Source organism: Bacillus sp. sid0103 (genome assembly GCF_019219025.1).
On the sequence record NZ_JAHUWN010000003.1, the window covers coordinates 158,076 to 184,396 of the forward strand.

General features: G+C 39.9%; 24 protein-coding genes. 7 read left to right on the forward strand and 17 right to left on the reverse strand.

Going from position 1 to position 26,321, the window contains the following annotated elements; genetic code table 11:
* Positions 1-50: 50 nt before the first annotated feature.
* From KW850_RS04820 to KW850_RS04850, 7 genes are all read right to left on the reverse strand, one after another.
* On the reverse strand, positions 51-4,538 hold the full coding sequence (locus KW850_RS04820) for a multicopper oxidase domain-containing protein (protein WP_218346432.1): 4,488 nt from the start codon (positions 4,536-4,538) through the stop codon (positions 51-53).
* A gap of 2 nt (positions 4,539-4,540) precedes the next feature.
* Positions 4,541-5,716 (reverse strand): copper resistance D family protein, encoded by a 1,176-nt coding sequence (locus KW850_RS04825; protein ID WP_218346433.1) that lies wholly within the window; start codon positions 5,714-5,716, stop codon positions 4,541-4,543.
* 8 nt (positions 5,717-5,724) lie between these two features.
* Positions 5,725-6,357 (reverse strand): copper resistance protein CopC, encoded by a 633-nt coding sequence (locus tag KW850_RS04830; RefSeq protein WP_218346434.1) that lies wholly within the window; start codon positions 6,355-6,357, stop codon positions 5,725-5,727.
* Between the two features lie 157 nt (positions 6,358-6,514).
* Entirely contained in the window at positions 6,515-6,700 is a 186-nt protein-coding gene (gene tatA / locus KW850_RS04835; protein ID WP_218346435.1) for a twin-arginine translocase TatA/TatE family subunit, read from the reverse strand.
* Between the two features lie 67 nt (positions 6,701-6,767).
* Positions 6,768-8,081 carry a multicopper oxidase domain-containing protein gene (locus KW850_RS04840; RefSeq protein ID WP_218346436.1) on the reverse strand — a complete coding sequence of 438 codons (1,314 nt, stop codon included), beginning with the start codon at positions 8,079-8,081 and terminating at the stop codon, positions 6,768-6,770.
* 1 nt (position 8,082) lies between these two features.
* Positions 8,083-9,549 carry a multicopper oxidase domain-containing protein gene (locus KW850_RS04845; protein WP_218346437.1) on the reverse strand — a complete coding sequence of 489 codons (1,467 nt, stop codon included), beginning with the start codon at positions 9,547-9,549 and terminating at the stop codon, positions 8,083-8,085.
* 445 nt (positions 9,550-9,994) lie between these two features.
* Entirely contained in the window at positions 9,995-10,342 is a 348-nt protein-coding gene (locus tag KW850_RS04850) for a metal-sensitive transcriptional regulator (protein ID WP_256358082.1), read from the reverse strand.
* 202 nt (positions 10,343-10,544) lie between these two features.
* On the opposite strand from KW850_RS04850, the gene KW850_RS04855 reads away from it, so the two are divergent.
* The gene (locus KW850_RS04855; RefSeq protein WP_218346438.1) at positions 10,545-11,687 is read left to right on the forward strand and encodes a metallophosphoesterase; all 1,143 of its coding nucleotides are present in this window, start codon (positions 10,545-10,547) and stop codon (positions 11,685-11,687) included.
* Positions 11,688-11,833: 146 nt separating this feature from the next.
* Positions 11,834-11,995 (forward strand): hypothetical protein, encoded by a 162-nt coding sequence (locus KW850_RS04860; protein ID WP_218346439.1) that lies wholly within the window; start codon positions 11,834-11,836, stop codon positions 11,993-11,995.
* A 92-nt stretch (positions 11,996-12,087) separates the two neighbouring features.
* Here KW850_RS04860 and KW850_RS04865 read toward each other — a convergent pair whose 3' ends face one another.
* Both KW850_RS04865 and KW850_RS04870 read right to left on the reverse strand, forming a co-directional pair.
* On the reverse strand, positions 12,088-12,564 hold the full coding sequence (locus KW850_RS04865) for a CBS domain-containing protein (RefSeq protein WP_218346440.1): 477 nt from the start codon (positions 12,562-12,564) through the stop codon (positions 12,088-12,090).
* Between the two features lie 36 nt (positions 12,565-12,600).
* A complete protein-coding gene (locus tag KW850_RS04870) occupies positions 12,601-13,245 on the reverse strand; it encodes a TetR/AcrR family transcriptional regulator (protein ID WP_218346441.1) in 645 nt (214 codons plus the stop codon).
* A 289-nt stretch (positions 13,246-13,534) separates the two neighbouring features.
* On the opposite strand from KW850_RS04870, the gene KW850_RS04875 reads away from it, so the two are divergent.
* Both KW850_RS04875 and KW850_RS04880 read left to right on the forward strand, forming a co-directional pair.
* Positions 13,535-13,696: a hypothetical protein gene (locus tag KW850_RS04875; RefSeq protein WP_218346442.1), complete on the forward strand. Its 162-nt coding sequence runs from the start codon at positions 13,535-13,537 to the stop codon at positions 13,694-13,696.
* Positions 13,697-13,867: 171 nt separating this feature from the next.
* A complete protein-coding gene (locus KW850_RS04880) occupies positions 13,868-14,314 on the forward strand; it encodes a hypothetical protein (RefSeq protein WP_374226276.1) in 447 nt (148 codons plus the stop codon).
* A 164-nt stretch (positions 14,315-14,478) separates the two neighbouring features.
* Here KW850_RS04880 and KW850_RS04885 read toward each other — a convergent pair whose 3' ends face one another.
* Both KW850_RS04885 and KW850_RS04890 read right to left on the reverse strand, forming a co-directional pair.
* Positions 14,479-15,051: a DNA-3-methyladenine glycosylase I gene (locus tag KW850_RS04885; protein WP_218346443.1), complete on the reverse strand. Its 573-nt coding sequence runs from the start codon at positions 15,049-15,051 to the stop codon at positions 14,479-14,481.
* 157 nt (positions 15,052-15,208) lie between these two features.
* Entirely contained in the window at positions 15,209-15,448 is a 240-nt protein-coding gene (locus tag KW850_RS04890) for a 4-oxalocrotonate tautomerase (protein ID WP_218346610.1), read from the reverse strand.
* Positions 15,449-15,838: 390 nt separating this feature from the next.
* Here KW850_RS04890 and KW850_RS04895 point away from each other — a divergent pair, with 390 nt between their 5' ends.
* Positions 15,839-16,660, forward strand: coding sequence for a Cof-type HAD-IIB family hydrolase (locus KW850_RS04895; protein WP_218346444.1), 822 nt, complete (start codon positions 15,839-15,841; stop codon positions 16,658-16,660).
* 149 nt (positions 16,661-16,809) lie between these two features.
* Positions 16,810-17,400, forward strand: a complete 591-nt coding sequence (locus KW850_RS04900) for a hypothetical protein (protein WP_218346445.1) — start codon at positions 16,810-16,812, stop codon at positions 17,398-17,400.
* Positions 17,401-17,481: 81 nt separating this feature from the next.
* On the opposite strand, the gene KW850_RS04905 is transcribed toward KW850_RS04900, so the two are convergent.
* The 4 genes from KW850_RS04905 to KW850_RS04920 form a co-directional block, all read right to left on the reverse strand.
* On the reverse strand, positions 17,482-18,954 hold the full coding sequence (locus KW850_RS04905) for a sodium:solute symporter family protein (protein ID WP_218346446.1): 1,473 nt from the start codon (positions 18,952-18,954) through the stop codon (positions 17,482-17,484).
* Positions 18,954-19,151, reverse strand: coding sequence for a DUF3311 domain-containing protein (locus KW850_RS04910; RefSeq protein WP_218346447.1), 198 nt, complete (start codon positions 19,149-19,151; stop codon positions 18,954-18,956). Before KW850_RS04910 ends, KW850_RS04905 begins: the two co-directional genes overlap by 1 nt.
* Positions 19,152-19,265: 114 nt before the next feature.
* Positions 19,266-20,450, reverse strand: a complete 1,185-nt coding sequence (locus KW850_RS04915; protein WP_218346448.1) for a M20 family metallopeptidase — start codon at positions 20,448-20,450, stop codon at positions 19,266-19,268.
* Positions 20,451-20,465: 15 nt separating this feature from the next.
* Entirely contained in the window at positions 20,466-21,713 is a 1,248-nt protein-coding gene (locus KW850_RS04920; RefSeq protein ID WP_218346449.1) for a Zn-dependent hydrolase, read from the reverse strand.
* A 289-nt stretch (positions 21,714-22,002) separates the two neighbouring features.
* Between KW850_RS04920 and KW850_RS04925 the strand changes: the two genes are divergently transcribed.
* Positions 22,003-23,847: a helix-turn-helix domain-containing protein gene (locus tag KW850_RS04925; RefSeq protein ID WP_218346450.1), complete on the forward strand. Its 1,845-nt coding sequence runs from the start codon at positions 22,003-22,005 to the stop codon at positions 23,845-23,847.
* 55 nt (positions 23,848-23,902) lie between these two features.
* Here the strand turns inward: KW850_RS04925 and KW850_RS04930 are convergent, their stop codons facing one another.
* Both KW850_RS04930 and KW850_RS04935 read right to left on the reverse strand, forming a co-directional pair.
* On the reverse strand, positions 23,903-25,219 hold the full coding sequence (locus tag KW850_RS04930) for a uracil/xanthine transporter (RefSeq protein WP_256358085.1): 1,317 nt from the start codon (positions 25,217-25,219) through the stop codon (positions 23,903-23,905).
* A gap of 30 nt (positions 25,220-25,249) precedes the next feature.
* Positions 25,250-26,083 carry a DMT family transporter gene (locus tag KW850_RS04935; protein ID WP_218346451.1) on the reverse strand — a complete coding sequence of 278 codons (834 nt, stop codon included), beginning with the start codon at positions 26,081-26,083 and terminating at the stop codon, positions 25,250-25,252.
* Positions 26,084-26,321 lie beyond the last annotated feature (238 nt).

Genomic DNA, 26,321 nt, shown 5'->3' on the forward strand with positions numbered 1-26,321 from the left:
CCCGCCTTTTCCAATAAATTAGTTAAAAGAATGAATTCTATTGGGATTGTTTAATTGACTTTATCCCATCTTTCAATTGGTCTATTAAAACCTGAGAGTTCTATTCCAAGTTTATCTAATTTGATTTTGGAGAATTGAAAGCTGCGTTTAATGCTTTGAACTTCTTCCGTTTTTATCTCAACATTCTCTTCGTAACCTTTTAATGCCTTGTTATCCATATCTTTGGCTTGAACCAATTCATCCTTTTGACCCGTTTTGATTTTCACATTGTTTACATTAACAATTATTTCCTTACTATTAAGGGATTCATTTCCGAATTTATCGACGGCCCTTATTGAATAAACGTAGGTTGAAAACGGAAGTGCTTCTTCTTCTGTAAAGGAGCCACTCCTATTAATCTCCTTATTTACTTTCGTAAAGGCCTTTTCAGGGATTGCTTTTCGGTAGATGTTGAAACCGACAAGGTCTTTATTGTCATATACATCCCAAATAATTGAATTTGCTTTCGTTCCCTTCCTTATATTTATAGGAGCTTTTGGGATCCGGTCTGGTAATGAAAGTAGTTGATTGATAGGTTCGTCATGGACTCGGAGGATACCCCATAATCCTCCTTCTAGGTACCTCCTAAGTTTCATTTCTCGGTAAAGATAATCTCCTGCAGGATTGAAAAATCCTTCCTTTTGAATCGGAATAATATCAAGTGAATCTCCTGGTGTAAGCGAACCTTGGCTACCTACCACTTTGGAATTCGTATCGGTCCATTGATAACGCCATTTATTACTGTGGAGGGTAAATACACTTCCCCTCGAACGGTCAGCTGTTTGCATAACTCGTAGTCTAATAGGATCGCCCATATATGCTTCTGGTATTGGTGTAGAAGGATCGCCATGCACCACTGAACTAAAAAGTAATGATTTATCAGGATTTTCAGCCAGGCGGTGTTTAAAAGGTTCTGAGCTATAATTAATTCCTTTTTCACCACGGTCTTCTAGGTCGATCAATTCTCCCGTATGAGGATCAAACTCACCTGGAGTGGGTTGACTGCCATCTTTTCCAATCGTATAGAGACCATCTGAGAACATCAACGCCTGCTCTCGAAAATCTGGTTTATTCGGGACAATGATATCTGCTAGCGCTCCTGACATGATCGATTCACCAGTTTTAGGGTTTCGGTAGACAGAGTCTTTTGGCTCGATAATCAGTGCTCCGTATCCCCCATGTAAGCGATGACTGCGGATATCTCCATAATCGTATAGAATCGTTCCGCCATGTTCTTTATCTGCATACCATTCATAGGTGATTGTTTCACCTGGACCAATGGTTTGGTCATAATTAAAGCCAATTGCCGCGCCGTCCGACCCTTGAACATCATATTGGACCATTTGCGGATGCAGGCTGACACGGTTTGAGTTTTTCCAATCTACTTCATTTGCCATGAGCAGGTCCGGATCGTTCTTATTTTCTGGCGGGTTAAAGGGCAAGTTATTTCTTAACCTAATTTGGATACATTCGCCTTCATTAGCCCGGATCACCAGAGGCTCCGTTGGTTTTGACCCTTTTTTGATAGCTGAAACATCCTTGGTTAAGGCAAACATCAGTCCATATGGATCATGATCTCCTGCTTTATTGTAGACCATATCCTTCATAAATGCCGTCACATCAAATGTTTTGATTTTTGCTGTGTCTGGACATATATTGCCCATTGAAATCGCTTTTGGCGGCTTTGTTCCTTCTTTTTTCATTTTCATCAATCGATTGGTATCAATCTTTTGCTTTACCTCGACTCGGTCCGACAGCTTTTTAAGGTTCGTATTCTGTTCCCCCCAAACCCTGACAAATCCCCACAATCCGCTCCATAAATCTTCAATCGGCTGTGATGACCAAAGATAATCTCGCTGCCTTATACCAACTGGATTTGGCTGAATATCCATCGTAAACTGTTCTGACATTCCAATTGTTTGTGTCGAGGTCAACTCAGAATCTTGCTGGCCTGATTCTTTTTTCCAGTTTAAACCGTGTAAATTAAAGTTATGCTGTGTTTCATGGGCCCCTTGAATTAAACGGATCTTAATAGGATCGTTTGGATAACTCTCAATGATTGGTGTTTGTGGATCACCGTGGACCCATGAACTAAATACGTAGGCAGGGTCGGCATTGTTCCTTCTAAAAAATGGGGCGTTCGAGTAATTAACGGCTGCATATCCATGTGCCTTATGGGTATTGGCTGGATCTGATTCAAGTGGCAGAATTTTCCCGTTTTTATCCCACATTCGTGCAAAATCATGGTAGACGAGTACTTGCTCACGAAAGTCCGCTTTTCCAGGGATAACAATCATGGCTTCCGTGCCTGATTTAATTTCCAATCCCGTCTTTGGATGGAGCCATTTTGAGCCTTTCGGTTCCACAATTAACGCACCAAAGGTCCCATGAAATCCCTTTTCGCCCGCTGACATATGGTCGTGGAAGAAGATATTTCCTTCTTCATCGGCATACCAGCGGTAGCGAATTTTTCCCCCTGGTTCTGTCCCTTGATTGTAGTTCCAACCAACTGCTGTTCCATCTGACCCCAATGGATCAAAGCCAACGTAATGTATGTGCATCGACAGCGCATTCGGTTCAGCAGCTTGAAATAAATGGTTTTCCAAGGTGACTTCTACACAATCCCCTTCATTGGCACGAATCACCAATGGACGCGGTCTTAACGTTCCATTTAAAATCTTTGCTTCATCTTCTGCGAGGACAAACATCCGTCCTTCTTTGTCATGGTCACCCTCAGTATTGTAAACAATATCTGTTTGGATCCCAACGACGTTATATTTACGAATGGGTGCTGTTTTAGGGCAGCGATCAAAATTAGGTGCTCCCGGGACAAGTGCCCCCAACGCGTCTTTTTCTTTTTCTGTTGCCGGTCGTAGTTCAGGATCTGGAGGCTTTGGAGCACGTTTCCCTTGCTCCCCAGGAATGTAATTCGGGAAGCCCGGGTTTTTAGCTGTCGGTTCGGAAGGTGCTTCTCTGTCCTTTAAGGGCAATAAACTGGGTTGCAGCTTATCATACACCCGTAGAAGTCCCCACATCCCTTGTAAATAATGAGGGAACAAATGGCAATGCCATAAATAATCTCCTGGTGCTCCTTTACCATTTTGGATATAGCCAGCGTCATTTGTCAGTTCAGCAGTTTGTGTACTTCCGATATTAAGAGTTTCTGAATCAACGGTATTTGTCTTTTTGGAATCGCTTTTCCAGCGATGTCCATGAAGATGAAATACATGATTTTCCTCCTGATTCGCCCCTATCACACGAAATTTAACTGGATCTCCAACATAAGCCGGTGTAATCGGCGTGGCTGGATCGCCATAAACCCAGGAGGAATAAAACATGGTTGGGTCTTTCCCATCTTCTGTAAGAGCATTTTCCATTCGTTCATCGAGAGGTTCGGCCCGATAATTAACAGCATATAGCTCTTTCTCCACTGCCGCATTTTGCTCCCCACCGGGTTCTTCCTCTTCAGGATTTCCCCCTTCCTCACCTTCTCCATTGCCTGGTGGCACTTTAGGGGACTGAATTCCGGCAACTGTTTCTACCCCATCATGAAAGAAAAGGGCAAACTCACGATAATCTGGTTGATTAGGTAACTCTATATTGGCATACAAGCCACTCGATAGTTCCTCTCCTGTTTGAGGATCTGTCCACTTAGCCCCGATCGGTTCCACTATCAATGCACCGAACAACCCGTCTCCCATTGTTCCTTTCCCGCCTGTTGGGTCTGTATTGTATGTCAAGTCCGCACCATTGTAAAAGAAGAAAGTCCCTTCCTCTTCCGTATTCCAACGGTACATGATTTCAGCCTTTGGAGCAACAGTAGTATTGTCATTGTAGCCAGCTGCTGTTCCGTCCGATGATTGAACATCATAGCCAACACCATCAATATGAATCGAGGCCTTTTCTGTTAATTTATTACTGAAACGAACCTCAATACAGTCCCCTTTATTCGCCCGAATGGTAAGAGGCTGCAATTCTTTTACTGGTTTACCAGGATTGGCCTCAATTGCTTGTTGGATTTTAGTAACATCCTCTTCTAAGGCATACATCTTGGCAGCCGGCTGGTGGTCACCAAATTTGTTGTAAACCATGTCTACATTAATTGCGGAGACGTCAAATTTACGAACGGGAGCATTTTTTGAGCATTGATTGTTTAAATGAGTGGTTGCATTCGCTAGATTCATATTACTTTTATTTATATTTGTTTTGGTTATTTGCTTTTTTAATTTACTAGCGGACTCTTTATTTGAAGCGTGGTGGTCGATGGTTGCTTTGTTGATACTAGACGTATGAATGGGAATGGGAATGGGAATTTGAATTTGTGCATCTGATTCGATCGTCTTCGCAGCAATCTTATTTACAGCTGGAATTGACCGTTTTTCATTTTCTAACAACTGTGGTGGCTGCGATGATTGGACGATGATAAAAATCGATAGTGATGTAATCGACATTAAAAATAGGAAACTACTACCAAGCAATAAACGAGATCTACTTTTCAAATTTAGCTCCCTTCGCCTACTATACTTTTAAATGTTTCTTGACTACTATTTGGCCGGACTTGCAAAACCTCTTTATACGTAAAGGTATCTTTATCGGAGTTCAATTTTACAGAAAACATCAATCCTAAATAAATGGTGACGATAAAGCAAGTGCCAAAAATAATGGCAAAGGCATGATTCGTCAATTTATAACTAATAAGAATTAGGACTAAAAATAAGAAGGAAATAATAATTAACAGTGCGGATGAAATAGATGGTGCAAGTTCAACTTCCCCTAGAATAAATGTATTTTTTGCCAATAGCCAATTAAGCCATGATGGGTCCGTCGATGCGAATGTCTGTGTGACATCCACTACATGAGGGGGCGGTAATGTCCCTAAAATTCCAGTACAAAAGAAGACGATCAATAATATGAGACTCTCCGCTTTTATCCATGAGCGTGGATCAAAGCTTGATTGTTTGGCAGCTTTTCTTGAAAGAACCCCATTAAGAAAAGCAAACGCCAATACAGGGATAATGCTTATATGTTTAATGAGTAACATCCTTCCATAGGGAACAAGCCAACTGTTTAAATATTGCTGCCGGTCAACTACAACAAACATCATCATAAATCCAGTCAAAGTAATAATGAAAAAGCAGCCAATGGCAAGCGGTGTAAACCACCGTAAAAAGCTGGACCAATTTTCTTTGTCAGACGAAAACCACCCTACATGTAGGATCACTCCCACCCAAACTGTTACTACAAGAAAATGAATAGAATGCGATAGGACTCCTGGCCAGAAGTCTATGGAGGCGACATGACTGGCATTTCCGATAGCAAATATCATCAAAAGTAACCATTGTGCTTGAAAAAATCTAGATCCATCCACATAAATGGTGATCCAGAGAAGGATTGCTAAACTGCAAATAAAAATCCATGCCCTGCCAATCTCAAATTCGGTCAATACCGTTAATGCGGCTGCACCAAAACCATCCCTTCCATTAAAAGAGAGAATTGCTTCTAACAGTGGTGCAAAGGTAAAGAGGATAATCCCAAGCGGACAAAGCAGTAATAATGGCTTACTTTGATGAATCTTTGGTTTTCTCGAATCAGGAATAAATTGGAGGACCACATGCCCAACCAAAATGGAAAAAAGGATATACTGTCCCAATTCAGTAAAAGGAACTATGTAGCTCATCTGAAACATCACTTCTTTCTTAATAGCAGAAAAAATCCAATGACCAAAAGTACTAATAATCCAATAAAAATACCAATAATTAGATTGTTTGATGACTGAGTCTTAGAATCTGCCTTGGTGATTTTTTCTGACTGGTCCTTGTTAATTTGCTGGTCCGTAGTGGTGGATGAACTTTGTTCTTCAGCACCTGAGGCTACCTGAGATTGATTCGTAATCGGTTGATTTTGGGTCTCTTCACCACTTATACCTTGATCTTGAGTGGATATTGGAGGATTTGGGTCCTGACTTACCTGATCTGTTTTAACCTGAAATTGTATTTCACCCGTGACCGGATGGCCATCATGACCCGCAATTTTCCACTGAAGCTGGTACGTGCCATTTCCTAGTGGCTCCTTTACGGACCCAACCATTTTTGCTCCTTGAATTTGTACCTGAATAAGCGGGACCTCCTGCCCATCCCTCAGCAAGCCCATCGTGCTTAATTTTTCAATCGTTCCTTCAAAGGTAAGCGTGAGATCTTTGATATCATCAGTAATAACTTGTCCGTCGCGTGGATTGGATGTCGATAGTTGTGTATGAGCCATCGCGAATGTTGGCATTAATAAGAAAGTCGCTATGAATAATACAATGAGTCTTTTCAAAGACCTGTCACCGTCCAATCTTAAAGCAGGTAAACATAGAATTAGAAACGTTGCCAAATGAATTTATTCACTTGGCAACGACTTTAGTACTATACTCCTATGAAAAACCCCTTATTTTTAGAAAGAAATTAGATTTAAATAGTTTTGAAGAGGATAATTAGTCCTTCTTTCCTTTTTCCTGTTCGAACTCCAAATCAGATAGGGTTTCTCGAGTTGATTTCTTAAATTCCTTTAATGTAGTCCCTACCGCACGCCCTAACTCTGGAAGTTTACTAGGACCGAACACGATTAATGCTAGAGTCAAAATCAAAATTAATCCAGGAACACCAATATTACTAAACATGTAATTTTCCTCCCGTCTCCCACATTCCATCCCCTAAAGCCTCATAAAATGCATAACTATCACTTTACTATTTCACCACAAACGGGATTCTGCCAGTAAATAGAAAAGCATCGCTGAGATGATGTCTGTACTCAACCTGTGCATAGGAATTGATTGGTTTCGTTGTCCTAATTAATACATCACAGCGCTGGGCTGTACTCATCTCGATTGGGGTACCTGCCTTTATGGTATATGGATAGTTATACTTACCAAAGGGAGGTACTCCAAGGGAACGGCCATCATAGGCGTTACAAACAACATCTACAGGGAACACCACTTTGATCTTGACATACGCTGCACAGAGCATCCGGACAAGAATGGTCTGATTTACCTTGGCATTTACGGAAACCTGCATCCCTTCTACTCCGCTATTTAATTCCGGCGGGATCGTCACACCTGAACGGATCGAAGCTGTTCCAGCAACTCGTCCCGGAAAGTATTCACCAGTTACAACGAAGTAGTCAGGATTGTAATCCTGAAAAGCAAAGAAATCGAAACTCCCTTTATCATTACTATGAAAATCATCGTTGACTCCAGGAATATCTCCGCGTTCGGGAAAAGTCTGGTGAGCATTTTCCGCTTGTATCCGCCAAATAGAATCAATGTCGTCGATGACCCAGAGTGCCTCCACATCATAAGGCACGGTCATCGCATGAGGGTCGCCGCTCTCCAGATTACCGCCAACAAATCCAGGAAACTCTGGATAGTTCACTAGGTTGGCGGCTGTACGTCTTGGGTAACCTCCTACATTTTTACCATCCTTTGGATCATAAGCGTCTGGCGGTTCGATAATTAGAAATCCATATAGGCCGAATTCAAAATGCTGGATCGTATTCCTGTGACAATGGTAAAAATAACTGCCAATATGGTTAGGTTGCCATTGATACGTATAGTTACCGATTTCCATAGAGGTATGGCCGACCCCGTCATTAATGGCAGTTGGTTCAATGCCGTGCCAATGAATGGTGTGAGGAGGCTGCCCATGTCCTTCCACTTGACCGTGAAAGATGACTCCACGAGGAACACGAATTGTTGGACCTGGAAACGTACCATTTGCGCCCATGGGTACATCTGGATTTCCAAGAAGAAAGAACTCCATTTTCTTGCCATCCCACGCCTTTAGTTCTGTTCCGTGCATTAAGTGGACCCTTTGCGTATTTGGCGTTTGCATTGTTGCTCCTGGCACGTTTGCAGCAACAAACGCTGGAACCGGATTTGTTGGTACAAGCAGATCCGGGGTAGGTGGACTAGCTTTAGGTGGATCAAACGATTTCACCCAGTCTGCTTCATGACCTGCTACTGACCTGCGCGGGATATGGTACCCAGGTTTTGAAAATGACATATCATTTCTCCTTTTTATTTTCCAATTTTACCTTTGTAGGGAACTTTCTAGAATTATGCTCAGAATGCCCATTGTCTGGACCCGCTGCCGGACCTGTCCTTTCAGGACCATGATAAGTCGGAGCTTCTGGAAAGGTTGTTACTCCACCAGTTGTGTTACGATCACCTATAAAATGGATCCCGCTCATCATTCCAAGTCCGTAGTTACCACCCTGTGCGGATTGGCTTGGCTCAGAGTGGTCATGCATTGGGTAACAGAGAGGAGACATTCTTACCGATATATCAAAATCCCCTGCTTTTGTTCCCTTTTCAGGCAAATAAGTGCCTAACTCTTCAGTTGGCGGCCAAACTGGATGTGGTTGAGACCTAGGAATGGCTGGATTCGCGATTGACATTAACGGCTCATCTGGGAGCCCGATGCCGCGCTTATTAGGAACATCAGGTGGTCGAATAAACGGTACCGCCCATTCAACGATTTCGAGTGGATGAGATGTATAAGTGTCAATCCAATACGGGTTTTTTTGAACCTCGCCGTTAATCCCAGTTACATAGACATGGTTAGCGTGAATATGCAAAGAATGCAAGGACAAACCGGCATTCAAAATTCGGATAATGCATGGTTCTCCTACTCGATGATTTGGTGTAATATAGGGGTTGTGAGCAGAAAACCATCCAGACTGTCCGCTTAATGTATAGAAATCAGGTTTTTTGTTCCTTCCATCTGAACGGAATTTATCGGTCTCAAAGGCCTTAATAAATTGTGATGCCGGATATTCTTTCCCAGGCGGGTAGTTTCCTACCTCTGCAAACAGTCTTGAACTCGCCTCGTGGAGGATCCAAATATACTGACGAAATGCCTGAGTATTAGTGGACGGATCCCCTTCCTCCCAGGCTAAACCTGGAAAGTGAGCACTAGATCCAAAGTCATCAAAGATATGTTGGACTGCTGGTGTTGGATTTGAATAAGGGGTAACTCGATGCCCAGCTTCTGCCTCCTTGGGCATGACAACTAGTGCACCATGGAGACCCATCATTCGGTTCACTGGGGAATTAAGGTTATCATAATATAAAAATGTTCCTGCCTCGATAGGAACAAATTGTTTTGTAATGGTAGCTCCAGGCCTGATCGGACCAGTGTCGACTAGTCCCGGTATGTAAAACGCGTGGGGTTCATCCAGACCATTCGTGACTGTGACCTTCACATTATTTCCCGCAGTCGTAAATATATTGGGGCCAGGCACCTCAGCAGGGAAGTTTTTCTCTTTGTAAAACCAGAAGTAGCACTGAGCTTGGTTAATGACATTATGTGTTGCCATGTCCTTTATTCCATCCGTAATAGTAAAGTTAAGTTCTTGAACTTGTTGTGTTGCAAAAAGCTTATTGCCTGAAATCCAAGAAGGCATCATACTTCCTACGAATAATGTAGCAATTCCGCCCCCAGCATACTTAACAAATTCTCTTCGCTTCATATTTTCCTCCTTAACATTCATCCTTGCTACTAGTACTAAATAACTATTCCAGGATACTTGGGAAAATTCCTAAATAATTTCGATTATATGATTTATGTTCTATAAACCTAATTAAAATAAAAACAGTCAATTTTTCATGTTTTAATAAGGAAAGTAGATAACATTTTCCTAAAAAAGAAACTAAATAAGAATATGCGCTCCTATCAATGTCAAACTTTAGTAGCATATAAAAAGGTAAGGCTGGTTGGGAAAATAGTATTAATTTCCATTAATACTAATTTATTTATCAGAATATTTCAAAATATATTATTCGACGTTTCTTTTGTTATTTCTCCTTTAATAGACCAAATTTCCTATAAAACCAAAAAAAGAACGTACTCTAGGTACATTCTCCGTCGAAAATATGTTATTTTCTCATTGCCATACAACACATTGATAGCAGCTATTATTTTTTCATTAATTTTTGGATGGTGACTAGAACCTCATCTATGACTTCCATATCACCCTCCTGTATTCTTTCAACTACACAGCTCCTCAGATGACCTTCAAGCAAAATTTTGGCAACGCTATTTAAGGCGGATTGGGTGGCTGATATCTGATTAATGACATCATCACAATAGGTATCTTTTTCAATTAGGCCTTTAATGCCGCGGATTTGTCCTTCAATCCGATTTAACCTAGTGACAAGATTATTTTTCACTTTATCGGAATGATGACTCTTTCGATCACTGCCTTCAAGTGAACAGCAAGAATCATCAAAAAGTTCCTCTTCCTTCCCGAAATGATTTGACATCGCTCCGCCTCCTTTTTGAAAATATTATATCATACCTTGAATTAGGAGTTTTAGGTCTACTTTTATGGAGTATTTTTTTACTATCTCAATATTTTTTCCTTATGACCATCACATTTATGCTATTAATTGACAGTAAAACGTGCCCATGCAATACTTGAACTACCTGTCATGTTTTGATGATTAATTCTATAAGGAGAAATCTATGAAACCACGCTATGTATTTAATTTTATTTCGATCATAATTGTTTATACAGCGTTATCTTTGTATATCGGTTGGAACAGTTGGGTGTGGCTGCATTCTGCCTTCGGACTCGAGGAAAAATGGATATATGGTTTTATCGTTGGACTAATTTCTTATTCTTACATTATTGGACATTTCATAAAAAGGATACCTCTATTTAAAATGGTCGGCTCTTATTGGTTTGGGATATTGCAATATGCCATTCTGATCCTGCCACTTTCCAATCTTCTTGCCCTGACTCTCATTCTTACAGGACTTTCGCCATCTTCTGTCGTAAATTGGCTCGGAGGCGTAGTGTTTCTATTTTTTATCTCTCTATTTATCTATGGTATGTATAATGCCTATAGCCCTGTTGTTAAAACTTTTTCAGTTGTGATTCCAAAACAAATAGGCGAACGAAAGCAACTTCATATTGCCATGGCCTCTGATATGCACTTTGGAAGGCTTTCAGGCATTCGTCATGTACGGAGGCTGGTCCGTGAAATGAATGCACTAAAGCCTGATATCATTTTACTGCCAGGCGATATCATTGACGACGATCCCGTGCCATTTACACAAAAGAGAATGGGTGATGTCATGAAGGATTTATCGGCACCATTAGGTGTTTATGGAGTCTTGGGAAATCATGAATATTATGGCGGCGGAATTCCAAAGTTCTTGCAGGAAATGGAACGGATTGGGATTACCATCCTCATGGATCAAGTAATTAAAATTAATGACAGCTTTTATCTTGCCGGACGTAAAGACAAAACGGATCGCCAACGACTGCCGATCAAAACCTTATTAAAAGACGTTGATCCATCCCTGCCAATGATTATGATGGATCATCAGCCTTCTGAAATAACACAAGCCCAGGAAAACCATGTCGACTTGCTATTATCAGGCCACACACACAGAGGGCAAATGGCACCAAATCATCTGATTACCAAAAGAATGTTTGAAAATGATTGGGGCTATCTTCAAAAAGGTCAACTTCATTCCATTGTTTCATCAGGTTTTGGCTTTTGGGGTCCGCCTCTCAGAATTGGCAGTCGTTCTGAAATCATCCAGATTCAAGTTACGTTTTTAAACACTGATGAAATTTCGGAAGCTGGAGATAAATAATACACTATTCCCCAATATTTAACATATGATAAAAGATCATTACCGTATTTAAATATTTTTTAACTTTTCTGATTATTTATTCTAGCTTTATTTCCTTATCTTCATATATAATATTTTCATAACTATTTTGAAGGGTGTTGGTTAATTTGGCAAACAATGCTGAAGTGAAAAAAATCTCTGTTAATTCCACAATTTCATTAAAAGGAATTGTAAAAGCCATTTTCAACGATACCGTTCATGTTCAGATCGGCGGAAAAATTATTACGCTCCCTGCATCAGAACTGCTGCTTGAAAAGCCCGTCCAATAGTTTGTTTTACCTAGCAAATTAAAGCAATCGGAATATACTATTTTACTCAAAGAAAAGCCCCTCAAGTGAAGGGCTTTTTCATTTAATGATTATCACTGCCATTCATTGATAATCGTATCTTGAATGCTCCGAATAACATCTCCTCTACTGATTACACCGACCACATGATGCGATGCATTAACCACAGGAAGTTTTTTAAAGTGATGCTTAGACAAAATGGAGACGACCTTTTTCATTTCATCTTCAGGATGTACAGTTACGATCCCCTTGGTTCTTGCAATCCTGATAATCTCACTATCAGCTAATTCACTAAGTCGGTTCTCGATGTTTTCTTCTGCCACGTATGTCATAAAGGTGAAATAGTCATGAAATCGGCGATCCACAGGACTGATTGCCCGCAAAATATCCCCATCTGTGACAATACCACGTAACACGCCAGCCTCGTCGATAATGGGTATGCCGCCAATTTTTTTATCAACAAATATTGACATAACCTCTTTAATGGAAGCACTCGGGCGAGCCGAAATAACATCCTTCACCATAAAATCCTTTACCTTTACATTGATCATATCGACACCGCTTTCATATTATGAATTTTGGATTCTTCATTCCTGCGTGCTTCGCAATTTTTCTAAAACTTCAGGTGGAAAAACCATCCGGCAAATGACTTTTGAAATTTCTTGAAAATCTGCTTTGTTCCCACGATGGACCTCGTTTCCGTGACAATTCTCGACTAAAACAAATATGGCCCAAGCGACAGCATCTAAATCCAAATCATTCCATGTTAATCCTGTTTCCTCTGCTTGCTTTAAACCCAACAGTATTCTCGCGTAAATTTTCCTTCGTGCATCAGCCAAAAATTCTGCCAGACCTGGGTCTTTCAACATCAATTCAGGCAGGACACGCGAAAGGCCTAACTCATTAAGGCGTTTGTTATGGGCATCTAATAGGGATGCTAATAATGATTCCGGATCCTTCGAAATCCAGCTCGGTTCAGGTGGAAGAAGCTTGTCTAATTTATCTTCAAGTAACGACATTAAAAGTTGGCGTTTATCTGAAAAATACCGATAGAAGGTTCCGGTTGCCACCCCGGCATGAGCTGCAATTTCTTTCGCAGTTGTTTGCTCGTACCCATTAGAAATAAAGAGAGTCCGTCCACTTTCCAAAAGTGCATTTCTTTTTTGCTGTGCCCTCTCCTGTTTTGGGAGAGAAGGAAATTCACCAATTAATAGGTCTTCATGGTCTGGCATTTTATCACCTCATCTATATCATACCACCATTTTTAAATTTGAACCATAGTTCATGTTTTCGTTGACAGACGATTCCAAACATGCGATACTTGAACTACGGTTCATGTTAAGTCACTATTATTGTTTAGCACCCCTTTACAATATAGATGGATCGAAACATGACCGATTTTTTTTATAAAAAAGTCCTAACCATAGCAGGAGTTTATTCATTTTTTTCGAATAATTTATTGTATTATTATATAGATTTCTTGTTCTTATTCTCATCTAATTTTTGAAAGGCGTTGATACGATGGCAAACCAACCTGAATCCAAAAAAATCTCTGTTAATTCAACCATTTCGTTAAAAGGAATTGTGAAGGCCATTTTCAACGATACTATTCATGTTCAAATTGGCGGCAAGATTATTCCTATCCCAACAACAGATTTTATGATTGAAAAATCAGCGAAGTAATTAATTACGTAGAGATTTTCATCATAAAAAAAGCCCATCAAATTTGATGGGCTTTCTTTTTGTAAAATTAGTTGCATCTTTCATTTATTTTCATACTATACAAAAGATATGCATTAGGTTCAAAGATTTCTGTCCTTGTCATATTTGATGCACATGAAAGTTGAGTGGGTTGTGAAATCATTGAATAATACATGTGACTTAGAAAAAGGCCTGCAAACAGTTATCTCTATCCAACGGAACATTGATATTACTACTGCATTTTTATTATTAACCGGTCAAGTAACAGTCGTTAGACTTATTGTAGAACCAGGAGGATTTGCCCTTTCGGTTGGAGGGCCGCTAACTGGATTTGGGCGTTTAGAAGGTAAATCAGGAAATAAGACATTGAGTTTATTATTGGACATTGGGGATATCCTTTTAGCCATACTATTAATTAGTGATCAGATAAATGTGTCAGGTATCTTTTTAGGCCCAGGCAGATTTAGCTTCAATATGAGCGGTCCAATTTTTGGTGTTCCTAAACACGTACCTACATTGCCTGATTTAGAAAAGGTTTTTACACAATTTCGCTGGATTGTTTCTGAACATTTTGGTATCGAACCTGAAATTCTAATCTAATGAAGGAAGGAAGTGTTCATTTTTGTCCCTAACAGACCTCCCAACGTTCGAGCCATCAAAAGGTGAGATTTTTCTGTTTTTATTGTCTATTGCTACCTTCATATTTTTCTTTACACAAATTAAAGAAAGCGATGCCTCTCAATTGAGATAATCGCTTTTTTCTTTTATTTCGTAATTTGAACTGCTTTTTGGTAACATCCACAGGTTACAATATGATCATTCACCATCCCTGTTGCTTGCATGAACGCATAACATATGGTCGAGCCAACAAATTTGAACCCGCGCTTCTTTAAATCCTTACTTAATTTATCACTTATTTCCGTGACGGCAGGAACATCCTTCATTTCTTTAAAGTGGTTTTGGATGGGACTCCCCTTAACAAAGGACCATATGTACTTACTAAATGAACCAAATTCTTCGACAACTTTAAAAAAAGCATGGGCGTTCGTAATGACGGCATTGACTTTAAGCTTATTCCGGACAATCCCTTCATTATTTAACAATTCTTCGATTTTCATTTCATCATAGCTGATAATTTTTTCAGGTTCAAAGTTATCAAAGGCTTTTCGATAGTTCTCCCGTTTCTTTAAGATTGTATACCAACTAAGGCCTGCCTGGGCCCCTTCAAGATTTAAATACTCAAATAGCAACCGATCATCATAAACTGGAACTCCCCATTCATGATCATGATAATCGATATATAATGGATCCTGATTAACCCAACCGCAACGATTCATAACAATACTCCTTACTCCACATCTTATTTCCTTTAGTATTACATATTTTTTCAAAAATAAGAACCTCCCTCATCATAAAGAGAGGCTGATCATAGATGAATTTTACTGTATTGCAAGTTTTTCTCTGTCATCAAAGGTTGAAGGCTGTTCAAGTAATCTATCTTTCCGAAGCTGGGGTTCCGGCAATACCCCAATGAGTTTTCGGCACTTCCGTAACAATCACTCTTATACTCTCTTTTGGTGCATTTAATGTTTCGGAAACGGTATTGGTAATATTTCGGATTACTGCTGCCACCTTTTCTGGCGGTCTTCCTTCCATTAATTGAACATTAATAATGGGCATTGAACTACTCCTCCTCAAATCTTTTATAAATTGCTCTTTCTCTTGTTTCTCTATATAAAACCATTTTCCTCCTAGAAATTGTACAGCAAAGAGCAAAAAAGTACAGCTTGTCCATGAGAGTAAAAATATCACTTTGCGCGCAAAACGATTACTTTATTTTCCGATAAGCCCTTCTTTCCGCATATTCCGAGCAAGGGACACACACTTTTACTATATCCCCCTTATCATTCATATATTTCCGCAACGGACTTACTTTTCTCTTACAAATACTACATTTACTTTTAAATATATTAAAAATAGACACAGTAATCACCTTCATTATTTAGGAATTTACTATATTTTATTTACCTCCTTCCCAATTGGATTCAAATGTTATAAGTTTTTTTCCAAAACTTATAGTAAGATAAGGATAGAAAATATCGTGAAGAGAGGAATCTAACAAGAATGACATATAAAATGATTGTATTAGACCTAGATGATACGTTGTTACAGGACGACCATACGATTTCCCCACGTACAAAGAAAGCGTTAATGGATGTTCAGCAATTGGGTGTTAAAGTGGTATTAGCTTCAGGGCGTCCAACCTATGCCATGTATAAAATTGCTGAAGAATTGCAATTAAAGGAATATGGCAGTTTTATATTATCTTTTAATGGTGCAAAAATAACAAACTGCCAAACTGGTGAAGAACTTTTTAGCAGTACATTAACACCGGAAACAGTTCATCATTTATACGAGTTAAGCCGCCGTGAAAATGTTTGGTTGCATACCTATGTCGGTGATTCCATTGTAACGGAAGCAGGGAATCAATATACCGATATAGAAGGTGAAATTACTGGTCTAGAGATCTTTGAGGTTGACAGTTTCGTTGAATCAATAAAAGAACCAGTTGTTAAAGTGTTAATGCTTGAAGAGGAAACGAAACTTGCCGAAGTGGAACAAAAGCTTCAGCAGGAGTTAGCTGGACAACTAAGCGTGATGCGCTCAAAGCCTTTCTTTTTGGAGTTTACCGAAGCTGGAGTAACGAAAGGAACAAGCCTCCATCAATTGATTGGGAAGCTCGGGATTGAGCGCGAAGAAGTGATTGCCATGGGAGACAGCTATAATGATTTGGCGATGATTGAGTTTGCAGGCCTTGGTGTAGCAATGGGCAATGCTCCAGAAGATATTAAGGATAAAGCTGATTATGTGACTGATACAAATATGAATGATGGAGTAGCCAAGGTCATTGAAAAGTTTGTTTTGAAAACGGCACAGCTAGTGTAAACAAATATATTCACAAAAAAGCTTGGGATGAAACCCAAGCTTTTTTATTTACATCAACAATCACCACTGGTCTAGCCCAATCATGTCCCTTCTTATGTGATTTAAGCATAAACTATTACAATCAAAAACATAAAAAGGCGGAGAGAGGTATGGGATTATTCATTAACAACAGTGATCATCCGGATGTTTACAAAAATAAACGACAGCTGCACACATCGAATCAGGTCGTATCACGACAGGATTTTTTGTCGGAACTAATTAATGAACAACATAAGGCAAATACTGCCCTCGAAAAAGCTTTATCGGAATTAGGGAATCAAACACAGTTGCAAGAAAAAACACAATTCTCCCAATGGAACCATGTTGGCGAACAACTGAACGATTTACGTAATAGGATGGAGCGTTATGAGGATGCTAATCATCAACTTGTCCTTCAAATGAATAAACAGTTGGAATTGCAAATAGAGGTAGTTGAAAAAATCACGAAACAAGAGGAATTTCAAAGCGGAGTTTTACAGCGTTTGGACACTCAAGAAGCACTAATGGACAAAATCTCTAGGCAAATCAATCATATTCGTTCGATTCTGTTTGAACGAACAAATTATTTAGCGACAAAAATAGACGAGGGCTATAAAATCACTTCTTCCTATGTGTATAAGTTGATGTCAGGGTCAGAGCAGCCTTTAACGTTTTTCATGATGAACCATCGGAAAGAAGAAAATCAAACACATAATGAATAAATGATTTTACACAAAAATAAAACACCCCCAGTAGTCGAAGCACATCGACTATGGGGGTGTTATTATTGTTGATTTTAATCATTATGCTACACGTTCATTTGTGTTGGCCGCATTCGCAGATTTTGTTACGAAACTAACTGCGAATGTAACCACTAAATTGATGATTAAAGCAATAACTCCTACGTTTAGGTCTTTTACGAATTGCGGCAACGCAGGGAAAAGTGTCCCAATTGTTGAAGCGCTGATTGTAATGTAGGCAACTGTAAATACCCCCACTGCAATACCGGCAAAAGCACCTGCTTTTGTGACCACGTTCTTTTTAGCTAAGCTGAATACCAATGCTGGGAACAATTGTGTTACAAGGCTGTACCCCATTAATAACAACGTTACAAGAGTATCCCCGCCTTTAAAGGTAAAGTATAGAGCGATAATGGCAACCACTGGTACTAAGTTCTTTGCTAATTTAGATACTTGTTGGTCTGACGCTTTTGGTACAAACACTTTATAAACGTTTTTCGCTAATAAGGTAGCCGCTGACATCATAATCATTGAACCTGGAACGATGGCTGTTAATAATCCAGCAGCACCAATTAATCCGACAACCCATGGATCGAATGTCTGCATGGAAAGTTTTAATAAAGCAAGGTCACCTGCTGGGCCCTCCAACCCTTTCACCTGAAGGATGGCGGCAAAGCCTACAAAAAAGACAAATAATAATACTAACTGATAAAGTGGCATGATAATGGCATTCTTACGAAATACCTTTGAACTTTGTGCAGAATAGATAGAACCAAACGTATGCGGCCACATATAAAAACCAAGAGCCGTTAATAGTACTGTAGAAATAAACCATGATACACTTAAACCAGTTTCTGGTAGAGCAAGGAATCCTGGTTTTGCAGCTTCAATCGCTTCAAACATTGGTTGGAAGCCGCCGTAGTAATGAATTGGTAAATATATCCCCAAGAATACAACAATACCTAAAATCATGATATCCTTAATAACAGCTGTCCAAGCAGAACCGTGAATTCCGGAAAGCATCACGTAAACTGTTACAGAAATTACACCAATCCAGATCGCTGCAGTAGATGAAATCGAACCAGCAGAAGCTTCCGAAACAATGATACCAAGACCTTTTAATTGGAGAACAAGATACGGAATTAGTGCAACAACACCCACTATAGATACAAAAACACCAAGTAATGGGCTTTTATACTTACTAACGAAAAAGTCGGATTGTGACATTAATTTGTTCTCTTTCGCATATTTCCATATTGCTGGAAGCAACCAATAAGACATGATGTATGCTAAACAGCCGTACCCTAAGATATAATAGGTTGGGCCGCCTTTACCGTAAGCCCAGCCACTTCCGCCTAAGAAGGTAAAGGTAGTGTAAATTTCCCCTGCCATTAATAAGAAAACGAAGATGGTACCAAAGCCACGACCACCAACGGACCATTGTTCAAGGCTCATGTCCTTCCCTTTTTGTGCTTGAACCCCAAGGAAGATGGATAAAGCTAAAAATCCGAAAATTATAATAAGTGCTGTATTCATTAGATCTCCTCCTCCTTATTTGTTGGGTCCAATTTAAACACAATCGCCATAATTCCTGAGGTTAATACAACCCAGAGAACAATGTAAAAGAGAACGAAAGGCATCCCGAACACATAGGGAGTGACTTTATTAAAGAACGGAACTCCACCAAGTAACCCAATAAATGGTATGATTGCAAGAAGCTGATGTAATTTCATAGATAAACCCCCAATTTTATAAAATAAATGATGCCTTCTTTCTATTTATATAGCTGAACCTCCGTGAAGTATTTCTTTCTATAGTTTGCACGAAGGTCCTAAATAACGTAATTTTTATCCTAAAAATTTAAAGGTTGCATGTAGGAAAGTTTTTACCCCAATTTCGAGTGCATCTTCATCAATTGTGAAACGTTCGTGATGATGTGGATAAGTAATTCCTTGTTCCTCATTTCCTGCTCCTACATAGAAGTAACAGCCGGGTGCTTTTTCCATAAATGCGGAGAAATCTTCTCCTCCCATATTTGGTCGCATCATATCAAGTGCCTCTTCACCAAATACTTCTCGAACAGTTTCTTCAATCACTGCCGTCACTTCATCATTATTGATGACAGGGCGATAGCCAAACTCATATTTAAAGTCATAGGTTGCTTCATGTGCTTCAGTAATCCCCTTAACGATGCGCTCCATTTTAGCTGGAATCGATTCACGAAGTGTTCGATCAAAACTCCGCACGGTACCCCAAATTTTAACAGAGCCAGGAATCACATTATGAGTGGTTCCTGCAATAAATTGCGTGACGGATATAACCAAACTATCTAGTGGGTCAGTATTCCTTGAGACAATATGCTGGAGGTTTGTGACAACCTGTGCAGCCACAGCAATAGAATCGATGGTTTGGTGTGGCAGTGCGGCATGTCCACCTTTACCATTCACGGTAATCCAGAAAGTGTCTGGTGAAGCCATCATCGGACCGTAAACCACTCCAACTTTGCCTTTTTCAATTGGTGACCAAAGGTGTGTACCAATGACAAGGTCTACCCCGTCCATTACTCCTGCTTCCACCATTTCCTCTGCTCCGCCTGGGAATAACTCTTCCGCATGCTGAAACAAGAAGCGAACTTCCCCTTTTATTTGATCCTTTAAGCCTGAAAGAATTTTTGCTGTTCCAAGCAGCATTGCAGTGTGACCGTCATGGCCGCAAGCATGCATCACTCCAGGATTTTGGGACGCAAATTCGAATGTGTTTTCTTCTTGGATTGGCAAGGCATCCATATCGGCACGAATGGCGAGTGTTTTACCTGGTTCTGCTCCAATTAACCGTGCAACGACACTTGTTTTTGTCGGACGTGAAATCTCTAAGTTTCCAAACGAATGTAAGGTATCATAAATAAATTGAGATGTTTTTTCCTCATGGAAAGATAATTCAGGATTTTGATGCAAATGCCTTCTCCAGGCAATAACTTGCTCTTTTGTTTCTTCTGCTAGTTGATTTAGATTTACTGTTGTAATACTACTCATGCTTGTCATCCCCTATTAATTTGTTGTTACATTCACTTTTTGAACCGCTAGATTTAGGATTGTATGATAAAGAACATTCGCACCGTCTACACAATCCTCTTTTGAACTCCATTCAGCTGGGTCATGACTTATTCCATTTTTGGAACGGATGAATATCATACCCATTGGACATAAGTCCATCAATTGCATCCCATCATGACCTGCACCACTTGGAAGGTAATAGCTTTCTAGACCTAATTTTTCAAAGGCATCTTTGGCTGAATTTTTAACGATGTCAGCACAAGGTGCCGGTGCTACCCTCTGCAGGTCTTCAATTGTTAACTTAACACCTTGGGCCTCACAAATCTGCTCGGCCTGTTCTCTTATCTTCGCCTCTACCTCATCACGAACAACTTCACTAATATCCCGAAGATCTAATGAGAATTCAACCCGGCCTGGAATAATATTGATTCCACCAGGATTCACCTGAACTTGTCCTACAGTTCCGACGGTGGTACCAGTCTTAGCCGCTTCTGCTTCAATGACGAGCATCACTCTTGCTGCCGCTGTTAACGCATCATGCCTGATGGACATCGGGGTTGCTCCTGCATGACCAACTTCACCTTCTAAAATAAACTTGAGCCATAATGGACCGGCTAATCCCGACACAATCCCGGCTGAGAGATTTTGTCCCTCAAGGACTTTTCCTTGTTCAATATGAAGTTCGACATACGCCTTCACCTCTTCGGGCTTAAGAGCTGCTTTTCCGATCGCTTCTGGCTGAAGTCCATTGGCGACAAACGCTTCGGCAATCGAGATTCCTTGCTTGTCCTTATTGAGTAATTCATCCTGAGTCAGTGTTCCAGCCATCCCCCGACTTCCAATCATCCCAAAGCTGAATCTTGCTCCTTCCTCATCAGTAAAAGCAATGACTTCAATTGGATGTTCAGTTTCAATCCCTTTCTCATTCATGACTTGAAGAGCTTCAACAGCTGCCAGTACACCAAGCGGTCCATCAAAATTTCCGCCATTAAAGACAGAATCCACATGTGAACCCGTTAATACCACAGAAGCTTCTGGATTAAATCCTTCCTTCCTGCCGATCAGGTTTCCTACTTCATCCTCACGAACTTGTAAACCTGCTTCTTTCATGAATGTAGCGACAAGGTCTTTGGCCGCTCTTTCTTCCGGAGTGAAAGACAAACGAGTGACACCCTCAGATTCTGTCTTTCCAATTTCACTTAGAAGCTGCAGTCGGTTCCATAATCTTTCTTTATTAATCAATGTTCTACTCCTTTCTGCACATTTCCTAATTGTTTAATGCTTTAATGGAACGGTGCATATTATTTATGTATTTTTAATTATAAAACTTATCAGAATATTTGTTATGTTATTTTCTACAAAATATTTCATAAACAATTTGTGTAAACTCACAAAAAAAAGAACAAAAATTGTTCTATCAACTAATTATTCCTGATAAAAATTACACAAATGGTTGAAAAGTTTGTTACAATAAACAAAAGAAATTGAAATTTTTACATTATTCCAAGATATTAGAATGCGAGGTGCAGTAATGAAAGAGACGCTTAGTCATCGTCAATTGCAGTCATTAATCCACGTTTCCAATGTATTAAACTCTTCTCTTGATATAGATACAATTATTGATTCCATCATGGTCCAAACGGTCTCGGTCATTGAAGCGGCCCACGGGGGTGTTTTATTCATATATGACCCTAGCCAAGATCTGCTCATTCCAAAGTCTGACAGCAACTTTACATCTGAAATTACACGGGTAAGGCTAAAACCAGGTGAATCCATGACCGGATTAGCTTTTTCTGCCCAACAATGCTTGATTTTTCACAACCGAACAGAAGTGGAAAAGGCAACAGCAACACTTTCGAAGACGAATCATGAGCTTATGAATCAATCGATTCCCACGCTCCCTTATTCATCGATTTGTGCCCCAATTTTGTCAAAAGGAGAATGTATAGGAGTAATAACGCTTGATTCATTTGATCCGTCACTTCACTTTATCCCTGAGGATATTAATCTTCTAACTGCGATTGCCCATCAGGCTGCGGTTGCACTGGAGAAAGCAAACCTTTACCGTAAGCAGGAAGAGACGGTGAGACAGCTGGGAGATTTAAATAATACGATTTCCAAACAAAATGAGATGTTATCCCGTTCCGTTGATATCCATAATCAATTAGCTGCACTTGTATTACATGGTGAAGGGCTGGATTCCATCATAACCTATTTGCACGATACAACCGGCCAGACAATTTTGTTATTTGATGATCTTGGCGAATTAATTTCCTCCGCTTATAAAATTAAGCTGTCCGAAGATGAATTAGTTACCATTCGGGAATGGGCCCAGGAGTCGATCAAAACACCTGGAAAAGTCCGTTCATTGCTTGAAAAAAACATGCATGAGGAAAATCAATGTATTACGATCCTTCCGATTGGGGCTAAACCGACACTATATGGATCACTTATTATTGTTTCCCCTGAAAAAATGCGTGACGTTGAGATTGCCGCATTAGAGCATGCTTGTACGGTCATCTCGCTCGAATTGGTAAAGGATCAAGCCATTTTTGAGGCACAGGAAACCATTAACGGGGAATTAATTGATGTTCTTTTTTCCGGAAAAATGGATGGCACCATTCTTCAAAAATTAAAACAGATGGACTTTGATCCCTTAGGGGATTATATGGCTTTGATGATCCGGCTTGATGAAATTGAAAACACTCATAAAAAGAACAGTATCATCCGCCATCTTGTCCAAATGGCCAACCGCGTATTTCTAAAACATCCGTTAAAAGGGATGGCGGTACGAAATCACGATCAAATCATGGTATTGCTAACTTTTCAACAGAAAGCTTCCACCACTTACACACATCAGCGGGTGAAGGAGCTTGTATCAAAATTTCAACAGGAAATTCAAATAAAAAATTGGGGAACCACTGTTTCAATTGGCATCGGCCGAATCCATTCCAGTTTATTAAAGGTGACGAAATCGATGCAGGAAGCAGGTAAATGCTTACAATTCCTTCAAAGCTTTGGAGGGAAAAACCAGGTAATCAGTTATAAAGAACTTGGTGTTCAACGACTGCTGCTTCAAAATACCGAGGAGGAACTCATCGATTTTATTACGGAAGTTCTTGGACCTCTTTTTGAATACGATCAATCTCGAAAAGGAGAGCTCCTCCCTTCGCTATTTGCTTATCTCGACCACAATCAAAATGCGAAAGAAGCAGCAGAATCCATCCATGTTCATACGAACACGCTGATGTATCGATTAAAGCGAATTGAAGAAATTCTGTCCACAAGTTTATCAGACAGCCAACAATTCTTGAATATTCATCTTGCAGTAAGTCTATATCCATTTTTAAAAGAAAAGCTGACGCAACAGGTGTAAACCAATATCCTATATTAAGGCGCCCCTAAGTTTTAAAGGGCGCCTTTATCATTCTCTAACTAATTTTTCTATCGGAAGTTTGCACTGTTTTTTCAAGTTTGGACCAATCAATTGTATTTTCTAGCACAATCGCTAGCAAAATTCCTACAAGTAAGCCGCTCCCTAAAAGTGGACGAACTAGCATCGGCAGCGAAGAAAACATTTCAGAAGGAATATTCATGATTGCAATACCCAGTAACACCGGAGCAGCGATGCGATAAATCGTTCTCTGGTTAAAACGAATTCCATTCAGATTGGTGAGTGCACCGCTAAAAAGTTGCAAATAGGCGACAAATAAAACAGCATCACCGACACTGATCGGCAGAGTAGAAAACAGGTTGCTTAGTTCAGGCACCAAGCCAAGGACAATAAACATCGCTCCCCCTATAATGATGGGTGCCCGCTCAAATATGAGTGTAGACTGTAAAAACCCCAGTGAAGAAATATAGGGAGCATACGGGACCAGACCAAATAGACCTGAAACGATCGAATTTATCCCCGTTAACACAAATGAGCGCTGATACTGATCATTTGTCGTTGCGGTCTTTAAGATGGGCTCGATCCCTTTTATCGAAGCCATAGTATTGGTTGTATTAACTAAGCCAGTGATCACTGCCATAAGAATAAGACCCAAGCTAAAACTAGGTTTCCCCCAGGGAAAGATCTGAAAAAACTCCGTTGATGTACTCACATGAGCAGCAGGCGCAGGGAAAAATACGGCGTGAATCCCCCATCCTGTTACGATACCAATAAGGATGGAAAAGTTCCGAATAACTCCAGGTCCCTTCAAATTAATCCAGACAACGAGAATGATTAACAGGATAGATAGCCCTGCAGTTGGTAGATCAATCTGATCGGATGTTCCCAATCCAAGCATTCCTTTTGTAAAAATAACAATCAACTGGCTCGCTAGTAAAAAGAGTACCGTACTCATAACCACTGGCGTAAACAAGCGCTTTAATACCCTTCCCATCCCTAAAAATCCGAGTATCATAACTAAAGCGCCTGAAAAAATAATACCAAGCGAAAGACCACCACCCAGTTCTGCCAAATTAAGACCGGCCGAAGATGCCGAAGCGCAAATACTTAAGATGGCTCCCCACCACAAGCCAGATTGCCCTTCCATAAGTGGATACTTATGACCAAAAGCAGCTTGTAGGATACAAGCCGCACCTGTATAGACAAATGATCGTTGAAGTGCACTTGCAACCTCTCCAGCTGATAGGTCAAAGGCAACCCCTATTGTTAACGGGATGACGACAGTATTCGCAAACATGAAAAATAACCATTGCAGACCAGCCAAGAACATGGTGGTCGTGAATCTTCGGTTCAACTGTCATCCCTCCTTACTTTAGTGTTCCCTTTAAACAACTGTAATAATAATTCCTAAAATAGTAATCACACAGGCAGTTAGTTTAGCAGGTGTAATGCGTTCTTTAAAATAGTACCATGCCAAGAAAACAGCAAATAATGGTGAGGTGAAAGCTAGTGAAACAACTAGTGTTCCATCTGCAAACTTTAATGCCGTGAACAGACAGACCCATTGGATGATGACGGTAATTCCACGTAAACTAAGATGTTTATGCAGGCTCGGAAACCATACCTTTGGACGGTAAATTAGATAGGTTATCAAAGCAATTCCGCAGGCACGATAAAAGTAAAGTGTCACAGGATTTACCCATCCATGAACAAGTAATTGCTGCGAAGGCACCATACTAACACCGAAAACAACCGCTGAAGCAATCCCCAATAAATTCCCTGCTTTTTTTAACTCAAAAAAGGGAGTTAGCGGGTTCCGTCCTTTCAGATTCAATAAATAGACACCCACCATGATAAACAAAACAGACACAAGCACAAATGGATGAAAACCATACAAGATGGTATTTGGAATAAACGTAAACAATGGCGTTAAAGCCATGTAAACAGAAAGGACGGATACCTCGATTTTCTGCATCGCTTTAAAGAAAAGCAAATTTCCTAACATATCTAACAGGACAACCAAAACCAACAATGAAATCGAAATCACGTTAGCTTTAAATAAATAATGCCAGGGCAATGTTAAACCTAGAAACAACCCTACGTATGCAAAGGATGTAACAATGAAACTATTATTATCCTTCATTTCATCAACAATTCTCTTCGCATAAAGCGCATTCAGTGCATTAAAAAAAGAACTAATCAGTGACAAAAACAGCATGAGACATTTCCTTCCTCCCGCTAAACTTTAAAATAATTTCGATTTTCTAAATATTTAATAGATTACAACAAATTTTTTTCGATGGGAAGAAGGAATTTAATTATTAGAACAATATAATCTAAAACACGGCTTTGAAAGCCAGTGATTTTCCTGTTCAAGCCTTAGTTTTAGCCTATTATGAAAAACCGGATGTTTTTTCCGACTGGATCCTTTTTCAAAGACGACTTTTTAGCTACCT